Here is a 26,277-nt window from a genome sequence, read left to right on the forward strand (position 1 = left end):
TCTTCTTTTATATATATTTTCCCCCTTTAATATTTCGTACCTTATGATATTTCACACCTTGCGATATTCCACACTTTCCAATATTGCACTCTCCTTCGGAATTCCTATCTCCAGGAAAAATAGTATGGGCTATGTTATATCTTTTTGAAAATAAACCTAATCCTATGAAACTCGGTCTGGGAATCGATACCGGAGGCACATATACTGATGCCGTTATTATGGATCTTTCGGAAGGGAAAGTTCTTGCTTCCAATAAAGCATTAACGACGCATTCGAACCTGATTGAAGGAATTGAAAACGTAATTGCAGGTCTGGACCAGGAATATCTGGAGCACGTCAAACTTGTTTCCGTTTCTACGACTCTTGCCACCAACTCTACGCTTGAAGGAAAAGGCCACCATGCGGGTTTGATCCTTTCCGGCTACTCTGTGAGCGGGGAAGTCCCTGCCAGGGATATGGTGACCGTAAATGGAGGGCATGATTCAAAAGGAAATGAAATAGGTAGACTGGATCTGGCAGCTGTGGAGGAATTTGTCAGCAACACCAAGAACAGGTTATCTTCCTACGCAGTATCTTCTTATTTTGCCATCCGCAACCCCGAACATGAGCTTGCAATAAAGGAAACCGTAGAGCGCCTTACCAGCAAGCCCGTGGTCTGCGGGCATGAGCTTTCCCTGGACCTGGGAGCCTACGAAAGAGCGGTTACGGCTACTTTGAACGCCCGCCTGATCCCTATAAATTCCCATTTCATCCGGGCAGTCCTCTCAGTAATGGAAGTGAGAAACATCAGAGCTCCCCTGATGGTCATGAAATGCGACGGCTCCCTGGCCAGGATAGAGGACGCCGTTGAAAAGCCGGTTGAGTCCATTTTTTCAGGGCCTGCAGCAAGTCTTGTAGGGGCTGCGCACATCAGTGGACTGAAAAACTGTGTTGCAGTGGACATAGGGGGCACCAGTACCGATATAGCCCTTATCGAGAACGGGGTCCCGGAAATCAGTGAAAACGGTGCTATCGTAGGGAACTGGAGGACAATGGTCCGGGCAGTCAGGATCCAGACTTCGGCACTGGGTGGGGACAGCCACGTCTGGGTACAGAAAAAACTCTGCATAGGACCTCACAGGGTCGTCCCTCTCTGCCTTGCAGCTTCCCGTTATCCTTCCCTTGTGGACCGGCTGCTGGAAGGGGAAAAACCTTCTGAAAGGATAATGGACGATATCCTCCAGCCAACCAGCTTCTTTGTCAGGAGCGGGCATCCGGATTCCGAAGAAGACCTGCATTCTCTTAATTACGTAATCGAGTTCGAACTTAACGATTACGAACGCCGGGTCCTTGACCTGATAGAATATGAGCCGATTTCGGTTTATGACATCTCGGAAAAAATCGGGAAGCATCCCCTTTACTTTGCAAAAGCCCTGCGTTCCCTGGTCCAGAAGCACTGCATCTGTCATATTGGGTTTACTCCCACGGATGCTCTCCATGTGCTGGGGGACTACGAAGCCTGGGACAGGGCGGCTTCTTTGCTTGGGGCGGAACTCCTCGGCCGTCATCTGGGCCTGGATGAGGAAGGGTTTTCCAGGGAGATAAAGAAAAACTTTGCAAAGAATGTCGCTCTTGATCTGCTGACCTTTCTTGCAAAGGACTTCAAGCGGGAGAACCTTGAAAAATTGATGGAAGGCTCCAGGTTTATGAAGTACAAAATCACGACGCCTGTAGTGATGATCGGAGCCCCGGTGAAAGCTTACGTGTCCGAACTCCGGGAGTTTATCGATGCGGACATCAGGGTCCCCGAGTTCCATGAGGTGGGCAATGCCGTTGGAGCTCTTGTAGGAAACATAATCAAAAGAAGTGAAATTCTTGTCCGTCCGGTGGGGTCCGGGTCTGACCGATACCACGTTTTTTCGGAAAAGGAAAGGAAAGTCGCGGACAGCTACACGGAAGCCCTGGATTACGGGTTTGAACTCATGGAACAGCTTATTTTCGAGCATATGGACGGTCACGGGCTCCTGAAGGAGCAGGTCCGATTCGATCTTGAAAGGAAAGACTTCAATCCGGGATACGGAGCCTCGAAAGAGACCCGCCTGTCAGGTCTTGGGGTAGGAAGTCCACTGAAACTCAAATAAACCCCAGGCAAAAACTTTCTTTTTAAAATCATTTCTTTTTACCCTCCCCGGTTAATTCTTCATGAAGTTTCCGGGTCTGATTTTGTCACGGGCTTTGATAATCTCAAACCCTTTGCTTAGTTTCTTCCATTTGATTCTCCCGGGGGCTCTGTCGAGGTGAAACCGGCTGATTCAATCAAAACCCGGAAAAAAACGCCATCAGCTATGTTATATATTCAGATCTCCGAAATATATGATGAGTAATATGAAGTTTGGTTTAGGGATCGATACGGGTGGCACATACACTGATGCCGTTATAATGGACCTTTCAGACGGAAGAGTCCTTGAAACGAACAAGACCCTGACTACTCATTCGGACCTCATTCAGGGAATAGAAGGGGTAATCTCCGGTCTGAACCCCGGGTACCTGAAAGATATCAGGCTGGTTTCTGTTTCAACAACCCTTGCAACGAACTCAACCCTGGAAGGAAAAGGGCATCCTGCAGGCCTGATCCTTGCAGGGTATTCGATTAATAGGGAACTGCCTGTCCAGCATATGGTTTCCGTTAGCGGTGGCCATGATGCTAACGGGGGTGAGGCAGATCTGCTGGATCTGGATACGGTCAGGGACTTTGTTAACGCTACAAAAAGCAGGGTTTTTTCATATGCAATCTCTTCATACTTTGCCGCCCGGAACCCTGAACATGAACTTTCCATAAAACAGTGTATTCAGGACCTGACGGAAAGGCCGGTCGTATGCGGACATGAACTTTCCATGGATCTTGGGGCTTACGAAAGGGCGGCTACGGCCACTCTGAACTCTCGTCTGATTCCTATTAATTCCCTGTTTATCCGGTCCGTTCTGGCTGCAATGCGTGCGAGAAATATCAATGCCCCTCTCATGGTTATGAAATGTGACGGCTCTCTTGCCAGGCTGGAAGAAGCAGAGGAAAAGCCTGTAGAATCCATTTTTTCGGGCCCTGCCGCAAGCCTTGTTGGGGCTGCGCATATAAGCGGGCTAAAAGATTGCATAGCCGTGGACGTAGGGGGCACAAGTACCGATATTGCCTTTATCAAAAACGGAGTCCCGGAGATCAGTGAGACCGGGGCGGTTGTCGGGGACTGGAAAACAATGGTCCGGGCGATCAGGATGAGGACCTCGGCAGTGGGTGGGGACAGCCATGTCTGGATGCGGAATAAGTTTTTTATAGGACCTAACAGGGTTATTCCCCTCTGTCTGGCAGCAGAGCGTTTCCCGAACCTTATTGATAAGCTTTCCAGACCCGGGAAACTCCGTGAAAGGGTCATGGACGACATCCTGCAGCCTACAAGTTTCTTTGTCAGGAGCCACCTGGTCGAAACTTACGAAGATTATTCGACCTCTAATTACGCGGTTGAATTCGAAATGGACAGGTACGAAAGGAAAATCTTTGGAGTTGTTGGGGATGAACCGGTCTCTGTAGCCGAGCTTTCCGAAAAAACAGGGGACCACCCCCTCCTCTTTACAAAAACCCTGCGTTCCCTTGTCCAGAAACGCTGCATAAGCCAGATAGGGTTTACCCCTACCGATGCCCTTCACGTGCTCGGGGAGTATGAAGCCTGGGAAGGGGCAGCATCCCGCCTGGGTGCAAAAATTCTCGGCAGGGCTCTCGGACAGGGGGAAGAGGACTTTTGCAGGGCTATTAAACAAAAGTTTGCAAAGAATATTGCTCTGGAATTAATTGCTTTTTTTGTAAGGGACCTCAGGAAAAGCGATCTTGAAAAAGTTATGGACAGTTCGGATTGTACCAAATTTAAGATAACCGTCCCTGTGGTGCTGATAGGGGCTCCGGTCAGGGCTTATGTTGATGAATTGCTTGAGTTTGTTGATGCGGATATCCGGATTCCGGAATACCATGAGGTCGGAAATGCCGTTGGAGCCCTTGTAGGGAACATAATCAAGCGAAGTGAGGTCCTGATCCGCCCGGCAGGGCCCGGAAATGAGAAATACCTGGTATTTTCGGAAAAAGAAAGAAAAATATCCGGGAATTACCAGGAAGCTCTGGCTTACGGGCTTGAGCTGAGCGAACGCCTGATCTCCGAGCACATGGGGGTTTACGGGCTTGACCGGGAACAGGTTTTTTTCAACCTGGAAAGAAAGGATACCCGGAAAGGAGCGGGATCCCCTCTGGAAACAAAGTTGCTAGGGATTGGAATCGGAAGCCCCTTGAAACTGAAATGAAGGGTAAATTCTTTTTTGTTTTTTCGGACCTGGCTTTCCTTATCAGGAGAATCAAAACCCAGGGATAAAGAATAAATGACACGGATTGATATGAAACTGGAAACTCTTGTTAATAACGGCCCTGCAGTTATTTTTCTCTGCAGGGCAGAAACTGGCTGGCCTGTGGAAATGGTTACTGAAAACGTTTCCAGGTTAGGGTATTCCCTGGAAGATTTTGTTGAAGGAAGCCTGGGGTATGCTGATATTATATACCCTGCAGACCTGGAAATGGCTGTTTCTCAGTTTTCCGCTTATGCAGAAAAAGAGTACAATGGTGAGGACAGAGAACACAAAGAGGAAGACAGAGGGCACGGCACCTTTACCCAGCAATACAGGCTCCTGAACAAATCCGGAGACGTGCTATGGGTCGAAGCTGAAATTCAGGTTTTGAAGAAAGAGGTTGGAAATGCAGGTTCTTTCCAGATCACTGTCTTTGACATCTCCCGGTGGAAACAGACTGAAAAATCAATGCTCAATGCCCTTGATACGGAAAAAGAATTTAAAAGAATCATTAACAGTGGGCATGCAATTGTCTTCCTCTGGAGAGCAGAACCGGGCTGGCCGGTCGATTTTGTCTCTGAAAACGTATCTGGACTCGGATATACGCCTGAAGATTTCACCTCAAGGAATATCGTTTATACCGATATTATACACCCCGAGGACCTGGAAAAGGTTAAGGTAGAAGTTTCAAAGAATTCCAAAGAGGGCCGGGACTACTTTAGCAAGGAATACCGGGTCCTGATGAAATCCGGAAAGGTCCGTTATATGGACGAAAGGACCCTGATCCGGAGAAATGAAAAAGGCGAAGTTACCTGTTACCAGGGTATACTCCTGGATATTACCAAACGTAAACAGGCTGAGGAGCTTATCTTGAGCCAGAACCGGGTACTTGAAAGGATAGCTTCGGGAGCTTCCCTTGATGAAGTGCTCCTGCTCCTTGTCAACTACGCCGAAGAAATGAAACCAGGGCTCTTGTGCACGGTAATGCTTCTGGACAGGGAGCAAAAACGTCTTTTCTACGGGGCATGTCCAAGCCTTCCGAAACTTTATTCTAAGGCTATCAACGGGATGAAGATAAAGGTTAATAACGGGGCTGCCGGAACCGCTGCCGGGACTGCTGCAAGGACCGGAAAGCGTGTAATCGTAGGAAACATCATGAAAGACCCCTTCTGTGAGGAGTGCCGGGAAATTGCACAAAAAGTAGGCTTGAAGGCCTGCTGGGCAGAACCCATATTTTCTTCGGGGGGTGAGGTGCTTGGGGTATTCACGATTTATCTGCGTGAAACAAGGAAGCCCCGCGAAGAGGAACTTGAGTTTATCAGGACAAATGCATACCTTGCAGGCATCGCAATCGAACATGCTCAGGACGCAGAAGCTCTAAAGGAATCGGAAAAAAGGTTCAGGACAATCTTTGACAATATCAATGACCAGCTTTACATCCGGGAGCCGGATGGAATAAGTTACATGGATGTGAACCAGGCTGTTGTGAACAGGCTCGGCTACAGCAAGGAAGAAATCCTGAACATGGAAGCCGAAGAGATCATTCCTTCTAATTACTGGGCTTCGGTCAGGGAAAACATGCAGAAGATAAAGGCCGAAGGTTCCAGGATTTTTGAAGCAGGAGCAGTTTGCAAAGACGGGACCGTTATCCCGCTTGAGGTGAGTGCCAGGATCATTGATTACGGAGGCAAAAAGACCATCCTTTCCGTCTCCAGGGACATCACTGAACGCAAAAAAGCCGAAGCTGCACAGAGGCTCAACGAATCCAGGCTTGAAACCCTTGTAAAACTTGAACAGATGGCGGGTGCCTCCCTGAAAGAGATCACGGACTTTGCCAGGGAAGAAGCGGTCCGGCTGACCGGCAGCAAACTCGGGTACCTGGCTTTTATGGACGCATACGAAAGCACCCTTGTAATGCATTCCTGGTCTGACAGTGTGATGGAAGAGTGTTCGATTGAAGATAAGCAGTTCATCTACCCGGTAAAGAGTATGGGGCTTTGGGGAGAGGCTGCAAGACAGCGAAAACCAATCATTACCAATAATTATCCCGCCCCTAACCCCCTCAAGAAAGGGTGTCCGAAAAACCATGTGCATCTGACCAGGCATCTGAATATCCCGGTCTTTGACGGAAAGCGGATAGTTGCCGTTGCAGGGGTGGGAAACAAAGGGGAAGACTATGACGAATCGGATGTTCGGCAGCTAACTCTGCTAATGCAGGGTATGTGGCAGCTGATCCAGAGAAAACAGCTCGAAGAAGCCCTCAGGGCATATTCCGGGGAACTATCCAGGGCGAATGAGGCACTCAGTTCCATGAACATGATGAAAACCGAATTCATGGAAGAAGTGATGTTCCCGGAAAAAGTGGAATATGAGGAAATTATGGATTTTGAGACGCTTTATGCTATTGACAGCCAGCAGCAAAAGGCGGTTAACACCTTTATCCATTATTCAGAAAAGCTGCGCCGCCTTGTTGATTCCCTTCTGTACCAGAGCCTGGAAAAGGCAGGAAAGATCGAATATTTCTTTGAAGAGACACAGCTAAGGGACGTCCTCTCTGATGCTTTCTTAAACAATATTTTCCTGATCGATGAAAAAGGCCTGGAGGTTGAAAAAGAAGTCCCTGCCAGTTTGCCTGAAATTAAAGGTGACAGGGAAAAATTGACAGTCCTTTTTACTGCTCTTGTCGACTATGCCATAAAATTCATTCCGCAGGGAGGAAAGCTGGCATTGGAAGTAAAAGAAGAGGCAGATAATGTCCACATAGTGATCGTGGACAGTGGAAAGGGCATAAGTAAAGAACTTATACCCTATCTCTTTGACCGGCTTTACCAGGTCAACGACTCCGTAAGTCGCAGGTACCAGGGGCTTGAATCGGGGCTCTATATCTGTAAAGACATTGTCGATGCCCATAAAGGAGAGATCTGGTTCGAAAGTGAGGACGTTTCGGGTACCCTTATGCATGTGAAACTCCCAAAGTGATAACTCTTTGAATGGTAATCCTTTAATGGTAAATCCCAGAATTTCAACGCCTTGAATTAAAAAATCCGGAATTAGAAGTGAGTAATTAGAAGTGAGTAATTAGAAGTGAGTAATTAGAAAGAAGGAGGAATTAAGGCAAACAGGATAGAAGCAGGATTAAAAATAGCTTATTTAGTTCTGGGAGGGGGGCTTTTTGTCAATATAAAAATTTCATGTACTGGATGCAGGATAACTCAGTGTAGAAAATTGCGAGTGAGTTGGAATGAAACTGGAATTGTTGGGAACTTTATTCCTATCTGATAAGAGAAAAGATCTTCTGCTACTGTTGATCGAAAGGCCCAGGGAAATCGAAGAGATCAAGAATACTCTTAATGGGAGCTCGAGTGCGATTATGACCCAGATCAAGATCCTGATAGGGCAGGGACTGATCGTTCATGAGGGGGACATGTACAAACTTTCAAGCATGGGGGAAGTGATCGTAAACAAGATGGAGCCCCTCCTGAACACCCTGAACGTATACGAAGAAAACAGGGATTACTGGCAAAACCATAACGTAAATTCCATCCCTTCCTCCCTCCTGAACCAGATCGAAGTTCTGGGGCACTGCGAACTTGTCGAGCCTGAACTGGACCGGATGTACGATCTCCCAAAGCGAATCGAAGCCGAACTCTTTAAATCAACGTACCTGATGGAAGTTTCCTCTTATTTCAGTCCTGCCCTTCCTTCCCTGTATCTCAAACTAATAAGAAAGGGGATCAACGTTTCCTTAATTATTACCGAGCCTGTCTTTGAAAGGTTCAGGAATGAATACGTTGAACTCCTGGAAGAGTACCTCAATAAGGAAAATGCGAATTTGTTCGTATGTGCTTGCAATATAGGGCTTGCCTCGAGCACTGTTACCGACCGCTTTCTTGCCCTTTCCTTTTTTTATAAAAACGGAATATACCACAATCATGCACTGATGAGCGTTGAAAAAGGCTCGATAAGCTGGGGGGAGAGCCTTTTTCTTCATTACAGAAAAAACTCACGGCAAATTACTAAATCGGAACTCTAAAATCCAATTAGAAACATAATTACAATTGAAAAATAATGCAATAAAAAATCCAATAAAATAATGCAATTTAAAAAAAATTCAATAAAAAATTATAGAGACACATGACTGATTACAATTTAAGAGATCGTTTCCTGAATGTGTTGAAGGGGAAAGCCGTGGATAGGGCGCCGGTACTTTCCGTTACCCAGACAGGAACTGTTTCTCTTATGGAAAAATGCGGGGCTTTCTGGCCTGAAGCCCACAGCAACCCTGAAAAAATGGCAGCTCTCTCTCTGGCTGCCCATGAAATTACGAGACTGGAGGCTGTAAGGTATCCTTACTGCGTAACAGTACTCTCAGAAGCGATGGGGTGTAAGGTTAGCAGGGGAACAAAGGAGACCCAGCCCTATGTAACATTTCCTCCCCTTGGAAACTCAGGGGAATTGCCGGAAATTCCGTATTCCTTGCTGGAAAAGGGCAGGATCCCTACGGTTCTGGAAGCAACTGCTCTCCTGAAGAATAAAACTGAAGGGACTCTTCCCCTGATCGTGGGAATAGAAAGTCCGGCTGCTCTTTGTTCCAGGCTTCTGGGGGCGGGCAACTACCTGAGACAGCTTCTTAAATCCCCTGACTATATCAGGGAATGCCTGGAAATCAATACTGATGCCTGCATTGAGTATGCAAATGCCCTTTTTGAGGAGGGGGTGGATGCAGTTTGTGTCCCGGACGGCATATCGGGCCCTGACCTTTTGAACCTGGAGATTTTCGACCTTTTAATAAAACCTGCTTACAGGCGTTTTTGTAAGAAGGTAAAAGGGCCCAAAATACTGCATATGTGTGGAGATGCTTCACCTTTTCTTGGGACCCTCTCTGAATGCGGTTTCGAGGGCATTAGTGTTGAAGAAAAGGTCCGGGACCTGAAAAGTGCAAAGAAAAATCTCGGAAATGGGATCTGCCTTATAGGAAACGTTTCCAGTTCTTCGACTCTCCTTTGCGGCAGCCGTGAAGATGTAAAAGAGGAAGCAAGAAAAGCCCTGGAAGGAGGGGTTGATATCCTTGCTCCGGGCTGTGGAATTGCGCCCATGACTCCTCTTGAAAATATGAAGGCACTGGTAGAAGCCAGAGATGAGTATTACGGTTCTGTTTTTTCCTGTTTTGAAGACTGCAAGTCCAAATGTTACGAATCTAAATCTTATGGGTCGGGATGTCATGAATCCAAATATCGTGAATCTGAATCTTATGAATCTAAATGTTACGAACCCGAATACTGATAACCGACTTAATTAACTTTAAATCCTCCTTTATCCCACATTTCTACCCCCTGCCAAGTGGGGAACATAATTCATGTATATTGGCCAATTACATAATATATTATCAATAAAGTAACACATTTGTACCATGCTTTTGTACAAAAATGTCATAATTAGAAATGTGGGTTTATGATTTGAATTTAATTTCTTAACCTGAATTTGAATTTCTCATTGATATAACCTCATCGATGTAATATCTTCTTAATCAGATATTTTCCCTTTTAAAAGGAGCTGAGGTTTTCCTGTATTTTTGAGACTTTTTTGATATTTTTGATATTTTTGAGGGGGGTTTGAGCCTTTTTTGAGATCTTTTTGAGAACATTATGTTCCGGAATATGGCATTGATATTATCAAAGTGTTTGATAATTTCCGGGATTCTTCCTATACTCGTGGTCCTGTCGGTGTCAGGGGTCAGGAGATATTCTGGCAGGCTGTCAATATCGAGACCCCCTTGAATCCTTGAAGTCCTGTCAACATCAAAAGCTTTGAAAATATCGGGAAATAGGTTTCTATCAAAAGGCCCGGAAAAATCAGATCTAGGGGAAAAACGCCATCGCTTATGCTATATATTAGCCATTATATATTAAAAATTGCAAGTGCGGTTTTACAGGATGTGTGTTACTGTTAACCGCGGTGTCTGATAGAATCTCAGACTTTGTTTGACGGGCGCAAACAGGTGGCTTTGAAGGGCATTTTTGCCTGAAGAACTATAAAAGCCCGTTTTTTCCTGAATATAGGAGGTTTAATATGGCAATCGGAAATGAGAATCAAGGAGCGGACGCTATCTCTGAAGAAGATATATTCCGGCAGATGGCTGAAGCAGTTGTTGATGGAGACGACGATATCATAGAAGAACTTGCAAACAAGGTACTTGAGCTTAACATTGACCCATATACCGCAATCGTTGAAGGGCTTACCAAAGGCATGTCCGTTGTAAGTGACATGTATGAGAACGGGGAAGCCTTCGTCCCGAACCTCATGGTTTCCGCAGGTGCGATGTACGAAGGGCTGGATATCCTCTCTCCCTACTTGAAGACTGATTCAACAAACAAGCCTTCGAAGATCATTATCGGGACAGTCGAAGGCGACGTGCACGACATCGGCAAGAACCTTGTCAAGACAATGATGACCGCAGCTGGTTTTGACATGGTCGACCTGGGTTCGGACGTGACCCTCAGCAGTTTTGTAAGCAGCGCAAGGGACCAACAAGCCGATGCTATTTCCATGAGCACACTCATGACAACAACCATGCCCGGCATGGAAAAGGTCATTGAACAGCTCAAGGAAGAAGGGTTAAGGGACTCTCTTCTGGTCATGGTTGGCGGTGCTCCCATCAATGCGGACTATGCGGAAAAAATAGGGGCTGACGCAACAAAAAATGACGCAAGTCAAGCTACCGAATGGTTAACAGGAGCTATTGCCGAACTTCCAGATGCTGATCTGAGATGGAGTGAGAAACAGATCAGCCTTAACAAAGTAAAGTACAAGGAAGAGCTTGCAAAGAAGGTCACGGTCGAAGCCGTGGATATAGGGCTCGAATCTGCAAAGGCTATCATCGAAGAGTTCGAGAGTGTGGGCGTAAAGACAAAGGAATCCATGACGCACACCGACAGGTCTCTCGCTGCCCTTGCTGATAAAAAGGTGGACCGTCTGCCTGTCTATCCTCTGGCATGCGGAGTCCTGAGGAAGTTTGCTCCCGTGACCTACAAGGAGTATGCCACAAACGAGGAGGCTTTCGTCCAGAGCGCTTACCTTGGATCAAAGTACCTGGACCTCGATATGTTTGTTGGGCTGGTCGACCTTTCCATCACCTCGGCGGACCTGGGATGCGGGATCAAGTTCCCTGAAGAAGATACTCCTTCCTCCGAGGGCCACCTTGAAGACTATGAAAAGATCGAGGTCCCCGAAGTCAAAGAAGGGACCCGGGCCTACGAACTGATTCAAGCAACAAAGCTTGGAAAAGCCAAACTGAACAGCGAATTGGAAACTCCGATGGTTGGCTTCCATGAAGGTCCCCTCCTTACCCTGACCCAGCTCATGGGCGCAAGCCGGGTGCTCGGCGATATCAACACCAACCCTGATGTTGTGCTCAAAGCCGTGGACAAATGTGCGGACTACGTAGCCGAAGTCTCCAGGGCTTTCTTTGAGGAAGATGCCTGTGACGCGCTCTGTATCGACAACCTCTGGTCCAACAACGTCATCATGGGACACGACGACTACTGGAAGTTCGACGGGCAGTTTGTGTACGACAAGCACGTCCCGGTCTTCAAGGAATACAACCAGCCTTATATCGTCCACAACTGTGCCGATGCTGTCCACTACGATCTTCAGATTTCTAAGTTCGGGACAGCCCTGTACAGCTATGCCTATTATCCCTCAGGGAAGGATAAGGGCTCCTACAGTTACGACGAACTCATCCCGAAGTACGGGGAAACCTGCTGCATGATGGGTGAAGTGGACCCGATCCAGTTCCTGGACAACTCTCCGGAAGGCATCCAGAAAATTAGAAACGACACGGAAAGCAACCTGAGAGGTGCTGTCCAGACCCTTAAAGAGAACGGTTTACAGTCCAAGTACGTGCTGTCTACTGGCTGTGAAATCCCGCCCGGAGCACCTCTTGACACCTCGAAAGCAATGGTCGATGTAGTCAAGGAACTCGGACCTGAACTCCAGAAGATGATGGGATAAACAAATCCCATCTTCTTTCCTTTTCCAATAAACGCTTCCTGAAAAAAATCCACAAAAAACGAGGTAGCCCTCCGGGGCTCCCTAACCTCCATAAAAGAATCTGCCACTTAGATAAAATCCGGTTTGTATTTCAGAAAAATCCAACTTATAAAAAATTCAATTTCAGAATAATCCAAGCTCTTCACTGGCCTGCAAGGGAACTTCCTTTCAGGAAAAATTTCCAGGATGTGCTGGCAACCCCTGCAAAACGACTCACAAAACGAACCTTCAAAACAAACCTTCAAAACGAACCTTCAAAACGATCACTTGGGTGCCATTGCCCTATACGTCAGCGGAGAGCCTTATCATAATATATTGGTGTTGAGAGGTAGAAATGAATGAAAACTTCAGGAAAGTCCGGAACCGGAATAAACAAGGTCTCGACAACGGTTTCGATGAACATTTTCGGGGTATATGACCACGGTTTCAACTGCTCTTCAAGTGTGGCTTCTTTCAGGTACTCGGTTCTTGAGTTTTGTCTACCGAGGTATGAAATCTGTGGAAGCCCTCTGAAAACGGTATGTTCCTCGATTACGGGAAGACCCGGATTCCTGCAAACGGACAGTTCGTCGAAAGCCGGGGAGCTGTCTTTCCCGGCGGGAATGACTTATTCCGCTCTCGCAGAAGTGTGTGAAAACGATACGGAAAAGAAAATCTCCTTGAAAAGGCTGGTTTCCGGGTTATTGCATCTGCAGACGCTGCTCAGGAAAATTATCAGTGAATTTTGATTCAGTTATCTGAGACTTCCCTGAGTCATCTGCCTGCCCAAACCGGAAACTCCCGCAGTCAAAACCGTCAGCAGCGATTTCAGATCGGTGCAGGCATACTGACAAATTTCCAATAAACTAAATAAAACTGATGACAGTACCTTTCTCCTCTCTCAGGGTACTGTTATCACATGTATCCCCCAAAGCAGACCTTCAATGCCCAATGCCTTTTCCCTGCACACTAACATTTGTTTTCCAGTGCATGGGGAAACATGGGATTTGTATTCCAGAAAGAAAATTCCCGGGCGGATACCTCCAGAAAGTCCGCATTTGCCATTTTAGCGGGTTTTTACGGCAGGGTTCGGGAAAAAGGGATCAGTAAGCAATGAATGAAATCCAGGAACGAAATAAAGGATTCGATGCCTCGCCCCAGTAACCTCCAATCCCTGGGGGGAAATCGGTCTCCTAAATCCGGGAGTGGTGCCTTTCAAACCCTTATTTGCCATTTTTACGGGTTTGAAAGCGGTCCCCCTCCATCTTCTGAATTTTTGCAGAGGTTTGCATTTCCACTCTATAGTATGTTGCTAGATATGCTGCTATAATATATACTGCATGTGGAGTCCTGATTATCAACATCAATTACTATTTTATGAATCTGTATTATGCGTATAACGAGGAAACGAGGAAAAGGGTTGTGAGGATATGAGATGTATAATACTGGGAGGCTTCCTTGGAAGCGGAAAAACCACAACTATCAGGAAACTTGTGGAGACTCTGGGAAGAACGGGTGAAAAAACGGCGGTAATCGTGAATGAAATCGGGGAAATCGGGATTGACGGGGATACGGTTTCTACCGGTGGGGTAGAGACCCGGGAAATTACCAGTGGATGCATTTGTTGCACTCTTAGGATCAGCTTGGAACAAACCCTGAGAGCCCTGATGCAAGACTACCACCCTGAAACAGTGATTGTCGAGCCCACGGGAATTGCTTTCCCTAAACAGATAAAAGACAACATTTCAGCCATGAATATCCCGGGGATTTCCATGGCTCCCATAGTGAACCTCCTTGATGCAAGCCGGTTTAAGCCTGAAGAAGGTCTCCAGAATTTCATTAAATATCAGATCGAGGACGCAGAAGTACTCTGCATCAACAAGGTCGACCTTATAGACCGGGTGCGCCTTCTGGAGATCTGTGTTTTCCTGCGTGAAATGAACCCGAAAGCCCGGATAATTCATTTTTCTGCCAGGGAAGGCGGGAAGCTCGAAGAGCTTATGGAAATACTGCTTGAAGGAAATATCAAAAGCATCAAAAATACCACAATCATCAAAAGTAACAAAAGCAGTAAAGTGGAAATCTCTACAGTAGAAAGAATGCCTGCATATGACAGGATTCCAGTAGCTGGCAGGGTCCCAGTAGCCAAAAAAATGCCCCTGGAAGGGAAAAACTCGGTTGAAATGTCCGGAGTCTCGGCGTATTCCTCGGAGTTTGAAGTTTTTTCCGACAGCATGACCCTCGATGATGCGGTACTCGTTTCCAGGCAGGTTTTGGAAAGTATAAGGGGCAGGGCCAGGGACCTGAATCCCGACTTCACGGGACACATAAAGCTTTCCTTCAGTCACCGGGGCACCCTTGTCCGGGGCAGTGTGACTTCTGCTGCCTCAAGCCCTGAAATCGAGATTTTCAAAAAGGGAAGTGATACAGGCTTGAAAATTAAGGTATTTTCCGCTGTTACGGATGTGTCCCAGAAAGCGCTGAGTGAAGTCATTAATGAAGCTGTAGCCGAACAGCTTGAAGAGGGGCAGATTGAAATCAAAAAGGTCTGGCAGGCAACTGCCAGTTCTCACGAACATTGAAAATGGTAACTTTTCATAATTGGGGCAACAGTCTTCCCCCTTCTTTCCCTCTCTTCATTCCGTCTCTTCTCTTTTCATTCCTTTTCTCCTCTTTTCTCCCCTCTTCATTCCTTATCTTCTCTTTTCACTCCTCCTATTTTCTTTTAACCCCTCATCTTCTCTTTTTATTCCTTTTTTCCTCTTTTCACTCCTTCTCTCTTCTTTTCATTCCGTTTTTCTTCTCTTTCCTGCTCTTTTCCTTTTTCTTTTCTTCTTTTTCTTTATCCTTGTGCTGTTACCCTGCCTCCAAAGCTTTCAAATGAACAAATTTTTATTTACGTTCAGATACTTCCTTCAATCAGAACTTCATTTTTATCATATAGGAGAAGAATTAACTCTATACAAACAAGGAGATAAAATAATGCGCAGGGACTACGTAGACCCGGGCTACAGCCCGAAAGACACAGATCTGATCTGTGAATTCCACATTGAACCGGCAGCAGGAGTAAGTTTTGAGGAAGCTTCCACCCATATGGCGGGGGAAAGTTCCATCGATTCCTGGACTGAAATTTCTACCCTGAGCCCCGAGCTTGCGGCAAAACTGAAACCCCATGTCTTTTATCTGGACGAGGGGACAAAATCGGTTCGAGTGGCTTATTCTGAAGAGCTCTTTGAACTCGGGTCCGTCCCCCAGGTTCTTAGTGCGGTGGCAGGCAACATTTTCAGCATGAAGATTGTGGATAACCTGCGCCTGCAGGATATCAGCTTCCCGAAATCCATGCTCCGGGAGTTCAAGGGGCCGAACTTCGGGCTTTCCGGGATCCGGGATATCGTAGGGATTAAAAATAGGCCCCTGATCGGGACAATCGTCAAGCCGAAAGTAGGCCTGACCTCGGAAATGCATGCGGAAGTGGCATACAATGCTTTTGCAGGGGGCTGTGACCTTGTAAAGGATGACGAGAACCTTACCGACCAGAAGTTCAATAGGTTTGAAAAGAGGGCCGAACTCACCCTGAAACTTGCGGAAAAGGCGGAAGTCGAGACCGGGGAACGGAAGATGTACCTGTGCAACATCACGGCTCCTACCTGTGAAGAAATGATCCGGCGCCTGCATGTGCTAAAAGACCTCGGAGCAAGTTACGCCATGATCGACATCGTGCCCACGGGCTGGACAGCCCTCCAGACTCTCCGGGAAGCAGCTGAAGACGAAGGCCTGGCGCTCCACGCCCACCGCTGCATGCACTCGGCATTCACAAGGAACCCCAGGCACGGGGTCAGCATGTTGCTAGTAGCTAAACTCTGTCGGCTGATCGGGCTTGACCAGCTCCATATAGGTACTGTCGTCGGGAAGATGCACGGGGATAAAGACGAAGTCCTTTCGATTAGGGACGAGTGTGTACTCGAGACCGTGCTCGCAGATCCCGGACAGAGTGTCCTTGCCCAGGACTGGGAAGGAATCAAACCTATGTTCCCGGTAGCCTCGGGAGGGCTTGCCCCAACCATGATCCCGGACCTCTACTCCATCTTCGGAAAAGACGTTATCATGCAGTTTGGCGGCGGAATCCATGCCCATCCTATGGGAACTGCACCTGGAGCAACTGCCTGCAGGCAGGCGCTTGAAGCCAGCATGGAAGGTTTCACCCTGGAAGAATATGCGAAGGACCGGAAAGAACTCGGGGCTGCCCTTGAAAAATGGGCCTGAAAATAAAAACGAGCATGAAATTCTCTGAAAAATATAAACAAAATACCTGAGCGGGGTTTTGCGTCTGTGCAGGCTGAAAACGGAAGTGGAATAAAGACCCGGGTTTTCCGGGTTTCGGACGAAAATTTTGATGCCGTGCTCGAAGAGGCGGCGGAGCTTATAAGGAAAGGCGGGACCGTAGCCTTTCCCACGGAAACCGTCTACGGGCTCGGAGCGGACGGGCTCCTCCCGGAAGCTGTCCGGAAGATTTTCGAGGCGAAACAGAGGCCTCCGGGAAACCCCCTTAGCCTGCTGATCCATTCCAGGGAAGACCTCCAACAAATTGTGAGGGACGTCCCGGAAAACGCTTTCAAGCTTATGGATGCCTTCTGGCCGGGCCCCCTCACTCTCGTGCTGGAAAAAAGTGATTCAGTTCCCGCAATTACCTCCGGGAACCTCCCGTCTGTCGGGGTCCGGATGCCTGACCACAGGATTCCCCTGGAACTTGTGAAAAGGGCCGGAAGACCCCTTGCAGCCCCCAGTGCCAACCTTTCGGGAAGGCCCAGCCCCAGTTCGGCGGCCCATGTGCTTGCCGACCTCGAGGGGAGGATCGATGCGGTGCTTGACGGGGGCGCTGTTACGATCGGGGTTGAGTCTACGGTTGTGGATCTGACTGCCGAACCTCCTGTTGTCCTTCGGCCCGGGGCAATCGGGCTCGAAGCCCTTGAAGAAATCATTGGAGAGGTCAGGCTCGGATACGAGAACGCAAATGAAGCGGCAGGAGAGATTTCATCCGAAAAACGAGCCGGGCAAAAGTACGGGCATTACACTCCGGATACTGCGGTCGTGCTTGTAGAAGGGGAAGGGGATCAGGTTTCTGAAAAAATCGGGGAACTCGCAGGTATTTTCCAGAAGGACGGGCTGAAGGTCGGGTTCCTGCTGAGTGAGGAAAGTGCAAGTTTCCTGAATTCGAAAGGGCTGCGTTCAGAAGATTCGGAAGAGTGGTTTTTGCTGGGAGGACGGGAAGAGCCAGATACGGTTGCCCGAAGACTTTTTGAAGGGCTCAGGATTCTTGACTTGAAAGGCTTTGATGTGATCCTGGCTGACGGTTCTTTTAGTAATACGGGACTTGGACTCGCACTCCTGAACCGGCTGAAAGAGGCTGCTTCCACCAAGTTTGAGGTCTGAGGTCTGAGGTCTGAGGCTTTCCCGGAAAGAGAACATTTGAGGAGGATAGGTCTTTGAAAGCGGAGAAAAAGGAAATTCTGGAAAAGGAAATGGCATACAAACAGGTCCTGGAAAAAAACAAAAAGATGAACAGGATTAACCTGGGTATACTGGCTCTCGGGTTATTGCTTACTGCTTTGGGCATCGAGATAGGGAGGTACATCCTCTGGGCCGGGATTTTTGTCTTCTTTGTTACTGCAGTATCAAGTATCATCGCTTCAAAGTCCAGGCGCAGGCTTAAATGAAAGTAAAGTGTGTGAAGCTAAGGTTACTGAAGCTAGAGTTACTGAAGTTAAAGTGACCGGAGTTAAGGTTACTGAAGTTAAAGTGACCGGAGTTAAGGTTACTGAAGTTAAAGTGGCCGGAGTTAAGGTTACTGAAGTTAAAGTGACGGCTAAAGTGGTAAACTATTGAAAATAAGATACATCTGCTGTTTTTCTGGAAAAGAGGCTGCTTCCCATGGGTGAAACAATCGCAAGCGAAGAAATGCATGAGTATTTCAATGAGCTTGAGGCCAGACTCAAAGAGGCTATCGAGCTCGCAAACAGAGCCCGGGCCAGGGGAGGAGACCCGAAACCCGAGGTTGAAATTCCCCTCGCCAAAGACCTGGCTGACAGGGTGGAAAACCTGATAGGGGTAGTCGGGGTTGCGGCAAAGCTAAGAGAGCTTGAAGAAGAGATGTCCAGGGAAGAAGTTGCCCTTGAGATCGGAAAACAGGTTGCTGAAGGGGTTGTAGGGGATTTTCCTAGCAAAAAGGACGCTGTGGAAGCTGCAATCCGGGTTTCGATGGCAACCCTGACCGAAGGGGTGGTTGCAGCCCCTATTGAGGGTATTGATAAGGTAGAGCTCGGGAAAAACGATGATGGTTCCGAGTATATCCAGATCTTTTACTCGGGGCCTATCCGGAGTGCGGGGGGGACAGCCCAGGCCCTTTCGGTGCTTGTGGGGGATTACGTGCGGCGTGGGATAGGGGTTGACAGGTACAAGCCCAGGCCCGAAGAGGTTGAACGCTATGTGGAAGAAATCCTGATCTACAAGCGGGTTGCAAGTCTTCAGTACACTCCGTCGGAAGACGAGATCCGGATGATTGTCCAGAACTGTCCGGTCTGCATTGACGGAGACCCCACCGAAGAGGCTGAGGTAGAAGGGCACAGGAACCTTGAAAGGATCGGGACCAACCGCGTTAGGGGTGGGATGTGCCTGGTGCTGGCCGAAGGGCTTGCCCTGAAAGCCCCGAAGGTCAAGAAGCATGTGAACAAGCTGAAGATGGACGGCTGGGATTGGCTGGACACGCTGATTGGGGGTGCAAAAAGCGGTGGGGATGATCAGGCGGAAGAAAAACCCGTCATCAAACCCAAGGACAAGTATATCCGGGACCTGATCGCAGGCAGGCCGGTCTTTTCCCATCCTTCCCGGCCCGGAGGTTTCAGGCTGCGCTACGGCAGGTCGAGGAACACTTCCTTTGCCGCAGCCGGGATCAACCCTGCTTCCATGGTCCTGCTTGACGACTTTGTCAGCAACGGGACCCAGCTTAAGGTTGAACGCCCCGGGAAAGCCGCAGCAATGTCTGCCGTGGACTCCATTGAAGGCCCAACGGTCCGCCTTCGCTCGGGCGACCTTATCCGTATAGATAATATGGAGATTGCTTATGCCCTGCGCCCTGAGGTCGAGGCGCTTGTGGACATCGGGGAAATCCTGATAAATTATGGGGACTTCCTGGAGAACAACCACCCTCTAATGCCTTCACCTTATGTTTTTGAGTGGTGGCACTACGATTATGAAGCGAACTGCCCTGAAAAAATCCCTGAGGATGAACTGAAAAATCCCTCTGTAGCCCTGGCGCTGCGGCTTGCGGAAGAATTCAAGGTCCCCTTACATCCGAAATTCACCTATCTCTGGCATGACGTTTCACGGCGGGAATTCGAGGCTCTCCGGAACTTTGTGACCCTTAAGGGGAATTATCTGGCTGATGAGGATATATTGAAGCTTCCTCTGGATGCGGCATGGGATGAAGGAATCAAACCCGTGCTTGAAAAACTCCTGGTGCTCCACAAGGTGGCAGCCGGGAATATCCTGATTGGAGAAGCCCTTCCGTTTATTTTCTGCCTGGGGCTTGACTCTGCCCTGAATGAAAAAGCTTCCATGCCCGACAAGGATGATATGGTGGAAGCTGTAAACGTCCTGAGTGGTTTTAAGGTCTATCCCCGGGCTCCTTCAAGGATAGGGGCGCGGATGGGGAGACCCGAAAAATCAAACCTGCGCAAGATGTCCCCGGCAGCTCAGGTCCTCTTCCCGCTGGGCAATACGGGAGGAACTACCCGTAACCTGGTGGCGGCAGCTGATTACATGACTTCAATGAACGGGAAGATCGGAGAAATCGAGGTCGAAATGGGGATTCGGGAATGTCCTGCCTGCAAGAAGGAGACGTATTTCTGGCGCTGTGAATGCGGGGAATACACCCTGCCCAGGCTTCTTTGCCCGCGCTGCAAGATCGATGTGCGGGGTGCGGAGACCTGCCCAAAGTGCGGAAGAAAGTCAAGCTCCGTTGCAAATGTGAAACTGGATTTTCGCAGCCTGTACAAACAGGCTTTTGAGAAGCTCGGGGAACGGGAAAAGCTGGACATGATCAAAGGGGTAAAAAGGCTCATGAACGGGCAGATGACCCCGGAACCCCTGGAAAAAGGAATTTTGAGGGCCAAACATGAGGTTTTTACTTTCAAGGACGGAACCATTCGCTACGATATGTCCGATATCCCCCTGACCCATATCCGGGCCGATGAACTCGGGATTACGGCAGCTAAACTCCGGGAACTCGGGTACAGGGAAGATATTTACGGGAAACCTCTTGAAAGGAATGACCAGGTGGTCTGCCTGAAGGTCCAGGATCTGGTGGTCTCCTATGACGGGGCTGAGTACCTTCTGCGCATAGCTCAGTATGTGGACGAACTACTCGTGAAGTATTATAATGTAGAACCTTACTACAATGCGGAAACTATCTACGACCTTGTAGGGGCCCTTTTGATGGGTCTTGCTCCCCACACCTCGGCAGGGGTTCTTGGAAGGCTGGTCGGGTTTACGAAGGCTTCGGTAGGGTATGCTCATCCGTTTTTCCATGCTTCGAAGCGGCGGAACTGCGACGGGGACGAGGACTGTGTGATGATGCTTATGGACGGGATTCTGAACTTCTCCCGTTCTTATCTTCCTGAAAAGAGGGGAGGGAAAATGGATGCTCCCCTTGTGCTCACCACCCGGATCGACCCCAAAGAAGTGGACAAGGAAGCCCATAACATCGATGTCCCTGCCCGCTATCCCCTGGAGTTTTACAGGGCTACGGAAGAGATCAAAAACCCGACGGAACTCGAAGACCTGATGGACCTGGTAAGCGGGCGGCTGGGGACCCCTGAGCAGTATGAACATTTCATGTTCACCCACGATACCACGGATATTGCTGCAGGGCCCCTTAAATCTTCTTACAAGACCCTTGGCAGCATGATTGAAAAAATGGAAGCTCAGCTCTCTCTTGCCGAGCGTATAAGGGCGGTTGATGCTCCTGATGTGGCTGAAAGGGTGCTGAAGTCCCATTTCCTTCCGGACCTCATCGGGAACCTGCGTTCCTTTTCCCGCCAGAAGACGCGCTGTATCAAATGCGGGGAAAAGTTCCGGAGGCCTCCTCTTTCCGGAGCCTGTCCGAAGTGCGGAGGGAACGTGATCCTGACGGTGCATGAAGGGTCAGTCAAAAAGTACCTGGAAGTCTCGAAGGAAGTGGCGGAAAAGTACGGGGTTTCGGCCTATACCCGGCAGAGGATTGAACTCCTTGACTATGATATACACTCCCTCTTTGAAAACCATAAAATAAAACAGATGGGGCTTTCGGATTTCATGTCCGGGCCCGGACATTAAAGAAAGGTACACGGAATGTGAATTGATCCGGGAATTGTGAATTGAACCAATAGTCGGATTGAACAGGAAACGTGAGCTAATTTCTCTGAACTGTCTTATCCGAATCCTGAAAGCCGAAAATATTTTCTATACAATAATGTATACATTCTATCTATTTATGGGTAATTTATATAATATGCACATTATTTATATAGGATCGCTTGTATTTTTTATATTTTCTACTTCATTTTTATTATTTTTATGTTTTTCTTGCAGCCCGGATTTTGGACCCATGTGCCGATAAAGCTTGAAAAAGCAAAGCTGTTGGGAAGAAGGGTAAAAAGAGAATCTGCCCGGAGATAAAGTTGAAAAAGTGAATCTGCCGGGAAAAAACGGTCAGAAAGTAAATTAGGGGCAGATGGTTTTATTCCACAGGCAGCCCCAGGGAGTTTATTTGCTCGATTAATTCCGTAAAATTCTCGATTTCCAGTTTCAAGACCTCTTCGCGGCTCATTCCTATGGACATTTCCCCGTCCACGGAAAGGCATTCGGGGCCTCTGCGAACAATCCTGTCCACACCGTCCCGGGTAAGGGTTTCTTTTACTTCCCTGTCGTGGACAAAGGCTCTCCCGGGTAAGAAAACGGTTTCTTTTACTTCCGAGAGGTCCAGGTTTCCGAAGTCTTCGATGGTGATGAGGCAGCCCACGTCTTTTTCCAGGGGAACGACGTTTACTTTTCCTCCAAGGGAATCGAAGATTTCCTTTAGCCTGGGGGCTGCAACCCGGCTCGTAATTACAGTGGCGCTTCTGGTAATGGGGGGCAGTTTCTCAAGGGCTTCAGGCACGTTTCGGATGGCAAAGGGAGAGCCGATAAGGGGGTCTTCCAGGGGAGTGCCGGTGATCCGGATGGAGGGATGCTTTGCTGCGGAACTGCGTACAAGTTCGGTAAATTCGTCCACGGTGTGCGGAGTTACTCCCGGCATGATCGGGGCGTTGTTCAGGATCAGCCCGTTTTCCCTGCTGTTTGCAAAACGCATCAGGATGGCTCCTTTAGCTCCCATGGTTTCCAGGTCAGAAAGGGTCTTTTCAAGGACTATCCCGTCGTTTACTCCGGGGATGGGCACGATTGCTCCATAGACCTCACAGTGGGCACAGAAATCTTTGAGGACCTGAAGGGAGGCTTCAGGCTCCGGGTCCTTCATGTATTCACCGCGCAGAGCCGGATCTGTTGCAAACACGGTGAAACTCACTTCACTTACCCCGCGGTCGATATAGAATAGGGCGTCGTCAGGCTTGCTAAAGCCTTTTCCGCTGGTATATCCGAGATGAATAGGAGTTTTGAACTGGGATAGGAAAGCTACGAGGTTTTTAAGTTCGGGGTAGCAGCTAACATCCCCACCTCCGCTGATGGTGAATTTTTTCACTTCCTCATTTGCGAAACAGAGTTTCTGGGCGGTGTCTTCAAGGACCATCTGGAGGGGTTTGAAGCCAGAATATGATTCTTTTACCCCGCGGGTGCAGTAATCACACCCTTTTTTGAAAGGCAGGCAATGCTTGCAGCCCAGGGGGGGCACTTCTTTAACTTTTTTGAAATAACAGTACCTACAAAAGCCCCTGCAGTCAATTCCAGGGTTCCCGCCTACGTCGACAACAACTTCCATATTAAGCTTTCGTATTTGAAGGGATATTACTAAATCTTTATGGTTTTGTTCTGTTTTAGATGGCCATGACTTTATAAAAAAAATAATTAAGAAATCTCTCTCTTTGGCTCTTATAATTTATAAAGTATCTTTCTATATCTCGAAGAGTTTTAGAAGCTGTTGAAACGATCGTTATCTATTGATGCTGTTTTTTTATATAAAACCCTAAAAATAGTTTTTTTCTTTATAAAAACAATTTTAAAAAAATGGACGGATGCCCCCTTCCAAGAACACAAAAGATTTAAGTACCTTCTCAGCGAATGAAAGTTCATTGGGAAAGTGGACACTTAAAAACGAAGCGGTACTTGATCTGTAAGAGTAAATTTAACACTCTCGTGGAATGTGACCAGTCCCAAAAATGATTTTTAATAACTTAAGGAGGAAATTAAACGTGTCTGACACAGTAGACATCTACGACGACAGAGGAAAACTGCTTGAGAGCAATGTCGACATTATGTCTCTTGCTCCAACCAGAAACGCAGCAATTCAAAAAATCATCATGGACACCAAGAGGTCCGTTGCGGTAAACCTCGGCGGCATCCAGAACGCCCTTGCAACAGGCAAGATGGGTGGAAAGGGACGCCAGATCCTTGGACGTGAACTTGACTACGATATCGTAGGCCGTGCTGACGAAATTGCAGAAAAGGTTAAGGCTTTAGTGCAGGTCGATGAAGGCGACGACACCAACGTGACGGTCCTCAACGGCGGAAAGAACCTGCGGATTCAGTCCCCCACATCAAGGATTCTTTCCGGTGCAGACTACATGTCTTCCACCACCGTCGGTGCAGCAGCAGTCACCCAGACCCTCATTGACATGTTCGGAACCGACATGTATGACGCCATGATCGTCAAGTCCGCAATCTGGGGCAGCTACCCACAGACCATGGACCTCATGGGCGGAAGCGTTGCAGGTATCCTCAACATCCCCCAGAACAACGAAGGTCTCGGCTTCTCCCTGAGGAACATTATGGCAAACCACGTTGCAGCCATCACCAACAGGTCTGCAATGAACGCCGCAGCCCTTTCCTCAATCTACGAACAGAGCGGTATCTTCGAGATGGGCGGCGCAGTCGGTATGTTCGAGAGGCAGCAGCTCCTCGGTCTTGCATGCCAGGGTCTCAACGCCAACAACATCGTCTACGAAACCGTAAAGGAAAACGGCAAGGACGGTACCATCGGTACTGTGCTCCAGTCCATCGTAGGCAGGGCAATCGAAGACGGCGTCATTTCCGTTGACAAGACCGCACCTTCCGGATACAACTTCTACAAGGCAAACGACGTCCCAATGTGGAACGCATATGCCGCAGCAGGTACCCTTGCAGCCACTCTCGTGAACTGTGGTGCAGGCCGTGCAGCCCAGAACGTATCCTCCACACTTCTGTACTTCAACGACATGCTCGAGAAAGAGACTGGTCTTCCAGGCTGTGACTACGGTAAAGTACAGGGTGTAGCTGTTGGTTTCTCCTTCTTCAGCCACTCCATCTACGGCGGCGGCGGACCGGGTGTATTCAACGGTAACCACGTCGTAACCAGGCACTCCAGAGGCTTTGCAATTCCATGTGTATGTGCCGCAGTAGCCCTCGATGCAGGTACCCAGATGTTCACAATCGAAGCAACATCCGGCCTCATCGGAAACGTGTTCGGAACGATCGGGGAATTCAGCGAGCCTATTAAGGCAGTAGCAGGAGCGCTCTAAACAAATTAAGTCAAAAGGTCTAACAATGTCAGACTCTGCTTCAAACACGGAAAATCTTATTCAAATAGAAATCTTCCCCCGAAGAATCCTGTCCCCCGAAACAGCTCAGGTCCTCCTGGCCGAGCTGTATAAAGTGGATGGGGTAATCCGCGTTATAGTCCAGGGCCAGAGGTTGCCTGAAAAGGTCTCATCCGGCCCGGGTACCGGGGAAAAGGTGGAACATCCTCTCAGGAAACCTATTCAGATTGGGGACCAGTTAATTGAGATGAAGGTCAGTGTGGGCAGGATTCAGATGGAACTTGCAAGCCCCGAAGCCAAGGAAAAGGTCCGGGAAGTATGTGATAAGGTTTTATCGTTCCCCTTCGAGTTCAGGGAAGGAAATTTCATGAGACGGAAGGCAACGGTAAGTGACTACGCCAAACTTGGTTCTGACGCAGACCCTACTTTGCTTGGCATGGTTGATCCAAAAGCCAAACATGAAGACAACCTCGTCTTCATAGAGAAGAAGGAAGAAGAGTGAATTTGTATGATGTTTGACCGGGAAACGCAGGTAGTTGACTGCCGCTGCGGAATGGGACTTGGAAAAGGAGGTGGGCTTGCCCAGCGAGGGACCCTCTCGGAAGCCGGCCGTTCCGATGTGGTCGCCATTGCGATGAGTCCCGGGCAGAGACATATTACAAAACCGGTCTGTGAAATTACATACGGAATGCGGAAGGAAAATATCCAGGTAAGTGTTCTCGTGCTCTATTCGGGTACGGGGATTCCGGACTCGGGTTTGAGGACGGGATCTTTCGTTATGAGCCCGATGGAAAAGGCACAGATCGAGATGCACAAGTTGGCCGTCATTCACCTTGGAAACATAAGGGACCACGTGGTAAGGAAGGCCAGGGAAATCCTGAGTCAGGCAAACATCCCGGCAATCATTGTCAGCCAGATCCCGGTAGATTTCGAAGATTTTGCAGAAGCAGGAGTGAAAACGAGATTAGTGATGCCAAAGGACGAAAATATCCAGACAAAGGGAATTGTGATGGATATGGTAAACGGAGTAACACGTGGAGACTCCTGTCCCAGGGATAAACTAAACTTAATCGTGAAAGACGTGAAATCGACATTAGACCAATTAGAAGATCATAAAGGAGTTGCATAA

Annotated in this window: 17 protein-coding genes; 16 read left to right on the forward strand and 1 reads right to left on the reverse strand. The window is 48.3% G+C overall.

What is annotated here, in order from left to right; genetic code table 11:
• Window positions 1–164 precede the first annotated feature (164 nt).
• The 13 genes from MSMTP_RS00480 to MSMTP_RS00535 all read left to right on the forward strand — a co-directional run bounded on the left by MSMTP_RS00480 (window position 165) and on the right by MSMTP_RS00535 (window position 21,756).
• Window positions 165–2,120: a hydantoinase/oxoprolinase family protein gene (locus MSMTP_RS00480; RefSeq protein ID WP_048182334.1), complete on the forward strand. Its 1,956-nt coding sequence runs from the start codon at window positions 165–167 to the stop codon at window positions 2,118–2,120.
• Between the two features lie 244 nt (window positions 2,121–2,364).
• Window positions 2,365–4,320 carry a hydantoinase/oxoprolinase family protein gene (locus tag MSMTP_RS00485; RefSeq protein WP_048182337.1) on the forward strand — a complete coding sequence of 652 codons (1,956 nt, stop codon included), beginning with the start codon at window positions 2,365–2,367 and terminating at the stop codon, window positions 4,318–4,320.
• 75 nt (window positions 4,321–4,395) lie between these two features.
• Window positions 4,396–7,338 carry a GAF domain-containing protein gene (locus MSMTP_RS00490; RefSeq protein WP_048177068.1) on the forward strand — a complete coding sequence of 981 codons (2,943 nt, stop codon included), beginning with the start codon at window positions 4,396–4,398 and terminating at the stop codon, window positions 7,336–7,338.
• Between the two features lie 262 nt (window positions 7,339–7,600).
• Window positions 7,601–8,392 carry a winged helix-turn-helix domain-containing protein gene (locus MSMTP_RS00495; RefSeq protein WP_048177069.1) on the forward strand — a complete coding sequence of 264 codons (792 nt, stop codon included), beginning with the start codon at window positions 7,601–7,603 and terminating at the stop codon, window positions 8,390–8,392.
• A 101-nt stretch (window positions 8,393–8,493) separates the two neighbouring features.
• A complete protein-coding gene (gene mtaA / locus MSMTP_RS00500; protein ID WP_048177071.1) occupies window positions 8,494–9,642 on the forward strand; it encodes a methylcobamide:CoM methyltransferase MtaA in 1,149 nt (382 codons plus the stop codon).
• 786 nt (window positions 9,643–10,428) lie between these two features.
• The gene (locus MSMTP_RS00505) at window positions 10,429–12,369 is read left to right on the forward strand and encodes a uroporphyrinogen decarboxylase family protein (RefSeq protein WP_048177073.1); all 1,941 of its coding nucleotides are present in this window, start codon (window positions 10,429–10,431) and stop codon (window positions 12,367–12,369) included.
• A gap of 377 nt (window positions 12,370–12,746) precedes the next feature.
• Entirely contained in the window at window positions 12,747–13,136 is a 390-nt protein-coding gene (locus MSMTP_RS00510; protein WP_048177075.1) for a hypothetical protein, read from the forward strand.
• Window positions 13,137–13,817: 681 nt separating this feature from the next.
• Window positions 13,818–14,969, forward strand: a complete 1,152-nt coding sequence (locus tag MSMTP_RS17770; protein ID WP_052718232.1) for a GTP-binding protein — start codon at window positions 13,818–13,820, stop codon at window positions 14,967–14,969.
• Window positions 14,970–15,267: 298 nt separating this feature from the next.
• On the forward strand, window positions 15,268–16,650 hold the full coding sequence (rbcL, locus tag MSMTP_RS00520) for a type III ribulose-bisphosphate carboxylase (RefSeq protein ID WP_255350995.1): 1,383 nt from the start codon (window positions 15,268–15,270) through the stop codon (window positions 16,648–16,650).
• 66 nt (window positions 16,651–16,716) lie between these two features.
• Entirely contained in the window at window positions 16,717–17,817 is a 1,101-nt protein-coding gene (locus MSMTP_RS00525) for an L-threonylcarbamoyladenylate synthase (RefSeq protein ID WP_052718233.1), read from the forward strand.
• Between the two features lie 53 nt (window positions 17,818–17,870).
• Window positions 17,871–18,101, forward strand: a complete 231-nt coding sequence (locus MSMTP_RS00530) for a hypothetical protein (protein ID WP_048177079.1) — start codon at window positions 17,871–17,873, stop codon at window positions 18,099–18,101.
• A gap of 7 nt (window positions 18,102–18,108) precedes the next feature.
• Complete coding sequence (locus MSMTP_RS18775) at window positions 18,109–18,270, forward strand: hypothetical protein (RefSeq protein WP_156153619.1); 162 nt, start codon at window positions 18,109–18,111, stop codon at window positions 18,268–18,270.
• A 45-nt stretch (window positions 18,271–18,315) separates the two neighbouring features.
• Entirely contained in the window at window positions 18,316–21,756 is a 3,441-nt protein-coding gene (locus tag MSMTP_RS00535; RefSeq protein WP_048177081.1) for a DNA polymerase II large subunit, read from the forward strand.
• 403 nt (window positions 21,757–22,159) lie between these two features.
• Here MSMTP_RS00535 and mmp10 read toward each other — a convergent pair whose 3' ends face one another.
• Entirely contained in the window at window positions 22,160–23,395 is a 1,236-nt protein-coding gene (gene mmp10, locus MSMTP_RS00540) for a methyl coenzyme M reductase-arginine methyltransferase Mmp10 (RefSeq protein WP_048177082.1), read from the reverse strand.
• A gap of 430 nt (window positions 23,396–23,825) precedes the next feature.
• On the opposite strand from mmp10, the gene mcrB reads away from it, so the two are divergent.
• From mcrB to mcrC, 3 genes are read left to right on the forward strand one after another with little or no spacing between them, the layout of a single operon-like run.
• On the forward strand, window positions 23,826–25,130 hold the full coding sequence (gene mcrB, locus MSMTP_RS00545) for a coenzyme-B sulfoethylthiotransferase subunit beta (protein ID WP_048177084.1): 1,305 nt from the start codon (window positions 23,826–23,828) through the stop codon (window positions 25,128–25,130).
• 25 nt (window positions 25,131–25,155) lie between these two features.
• Complete coding sequence (gene mcrD / locus MSMTP_RS00550; RefSeq protein WP_048177086.1) at window positions 25,156–25,650, forward strand: methyl-coenzyme M reductase operon protein D; 495 nt, start codon at window positions 25,156–25,158, stop codon at window positions 25,648–25,650.
• Window positions 25,651–25,656: 6 nt separating this feature from the next.
• Window positions 25,657–26,277: a methyl-coenzyme M reductase I operon protein C gene (gene mcrC / locus MSMTP_RS00555; RefSeq protein WP_048177087.1), complete on the forward strand. Its 621-nt coding sequence runs from the start codon at window positions 25,657–25,659 to the stop codon at window positions 26,275–26,277.

The organism is Methanosarcina sp. MTP4, from assembly GCF_000970045.1.
Lineage (GTDB): Archaea > Halobacteriota > Methanosarcinia > Methanosarcinales > Methanosarcinaceae > MTP4.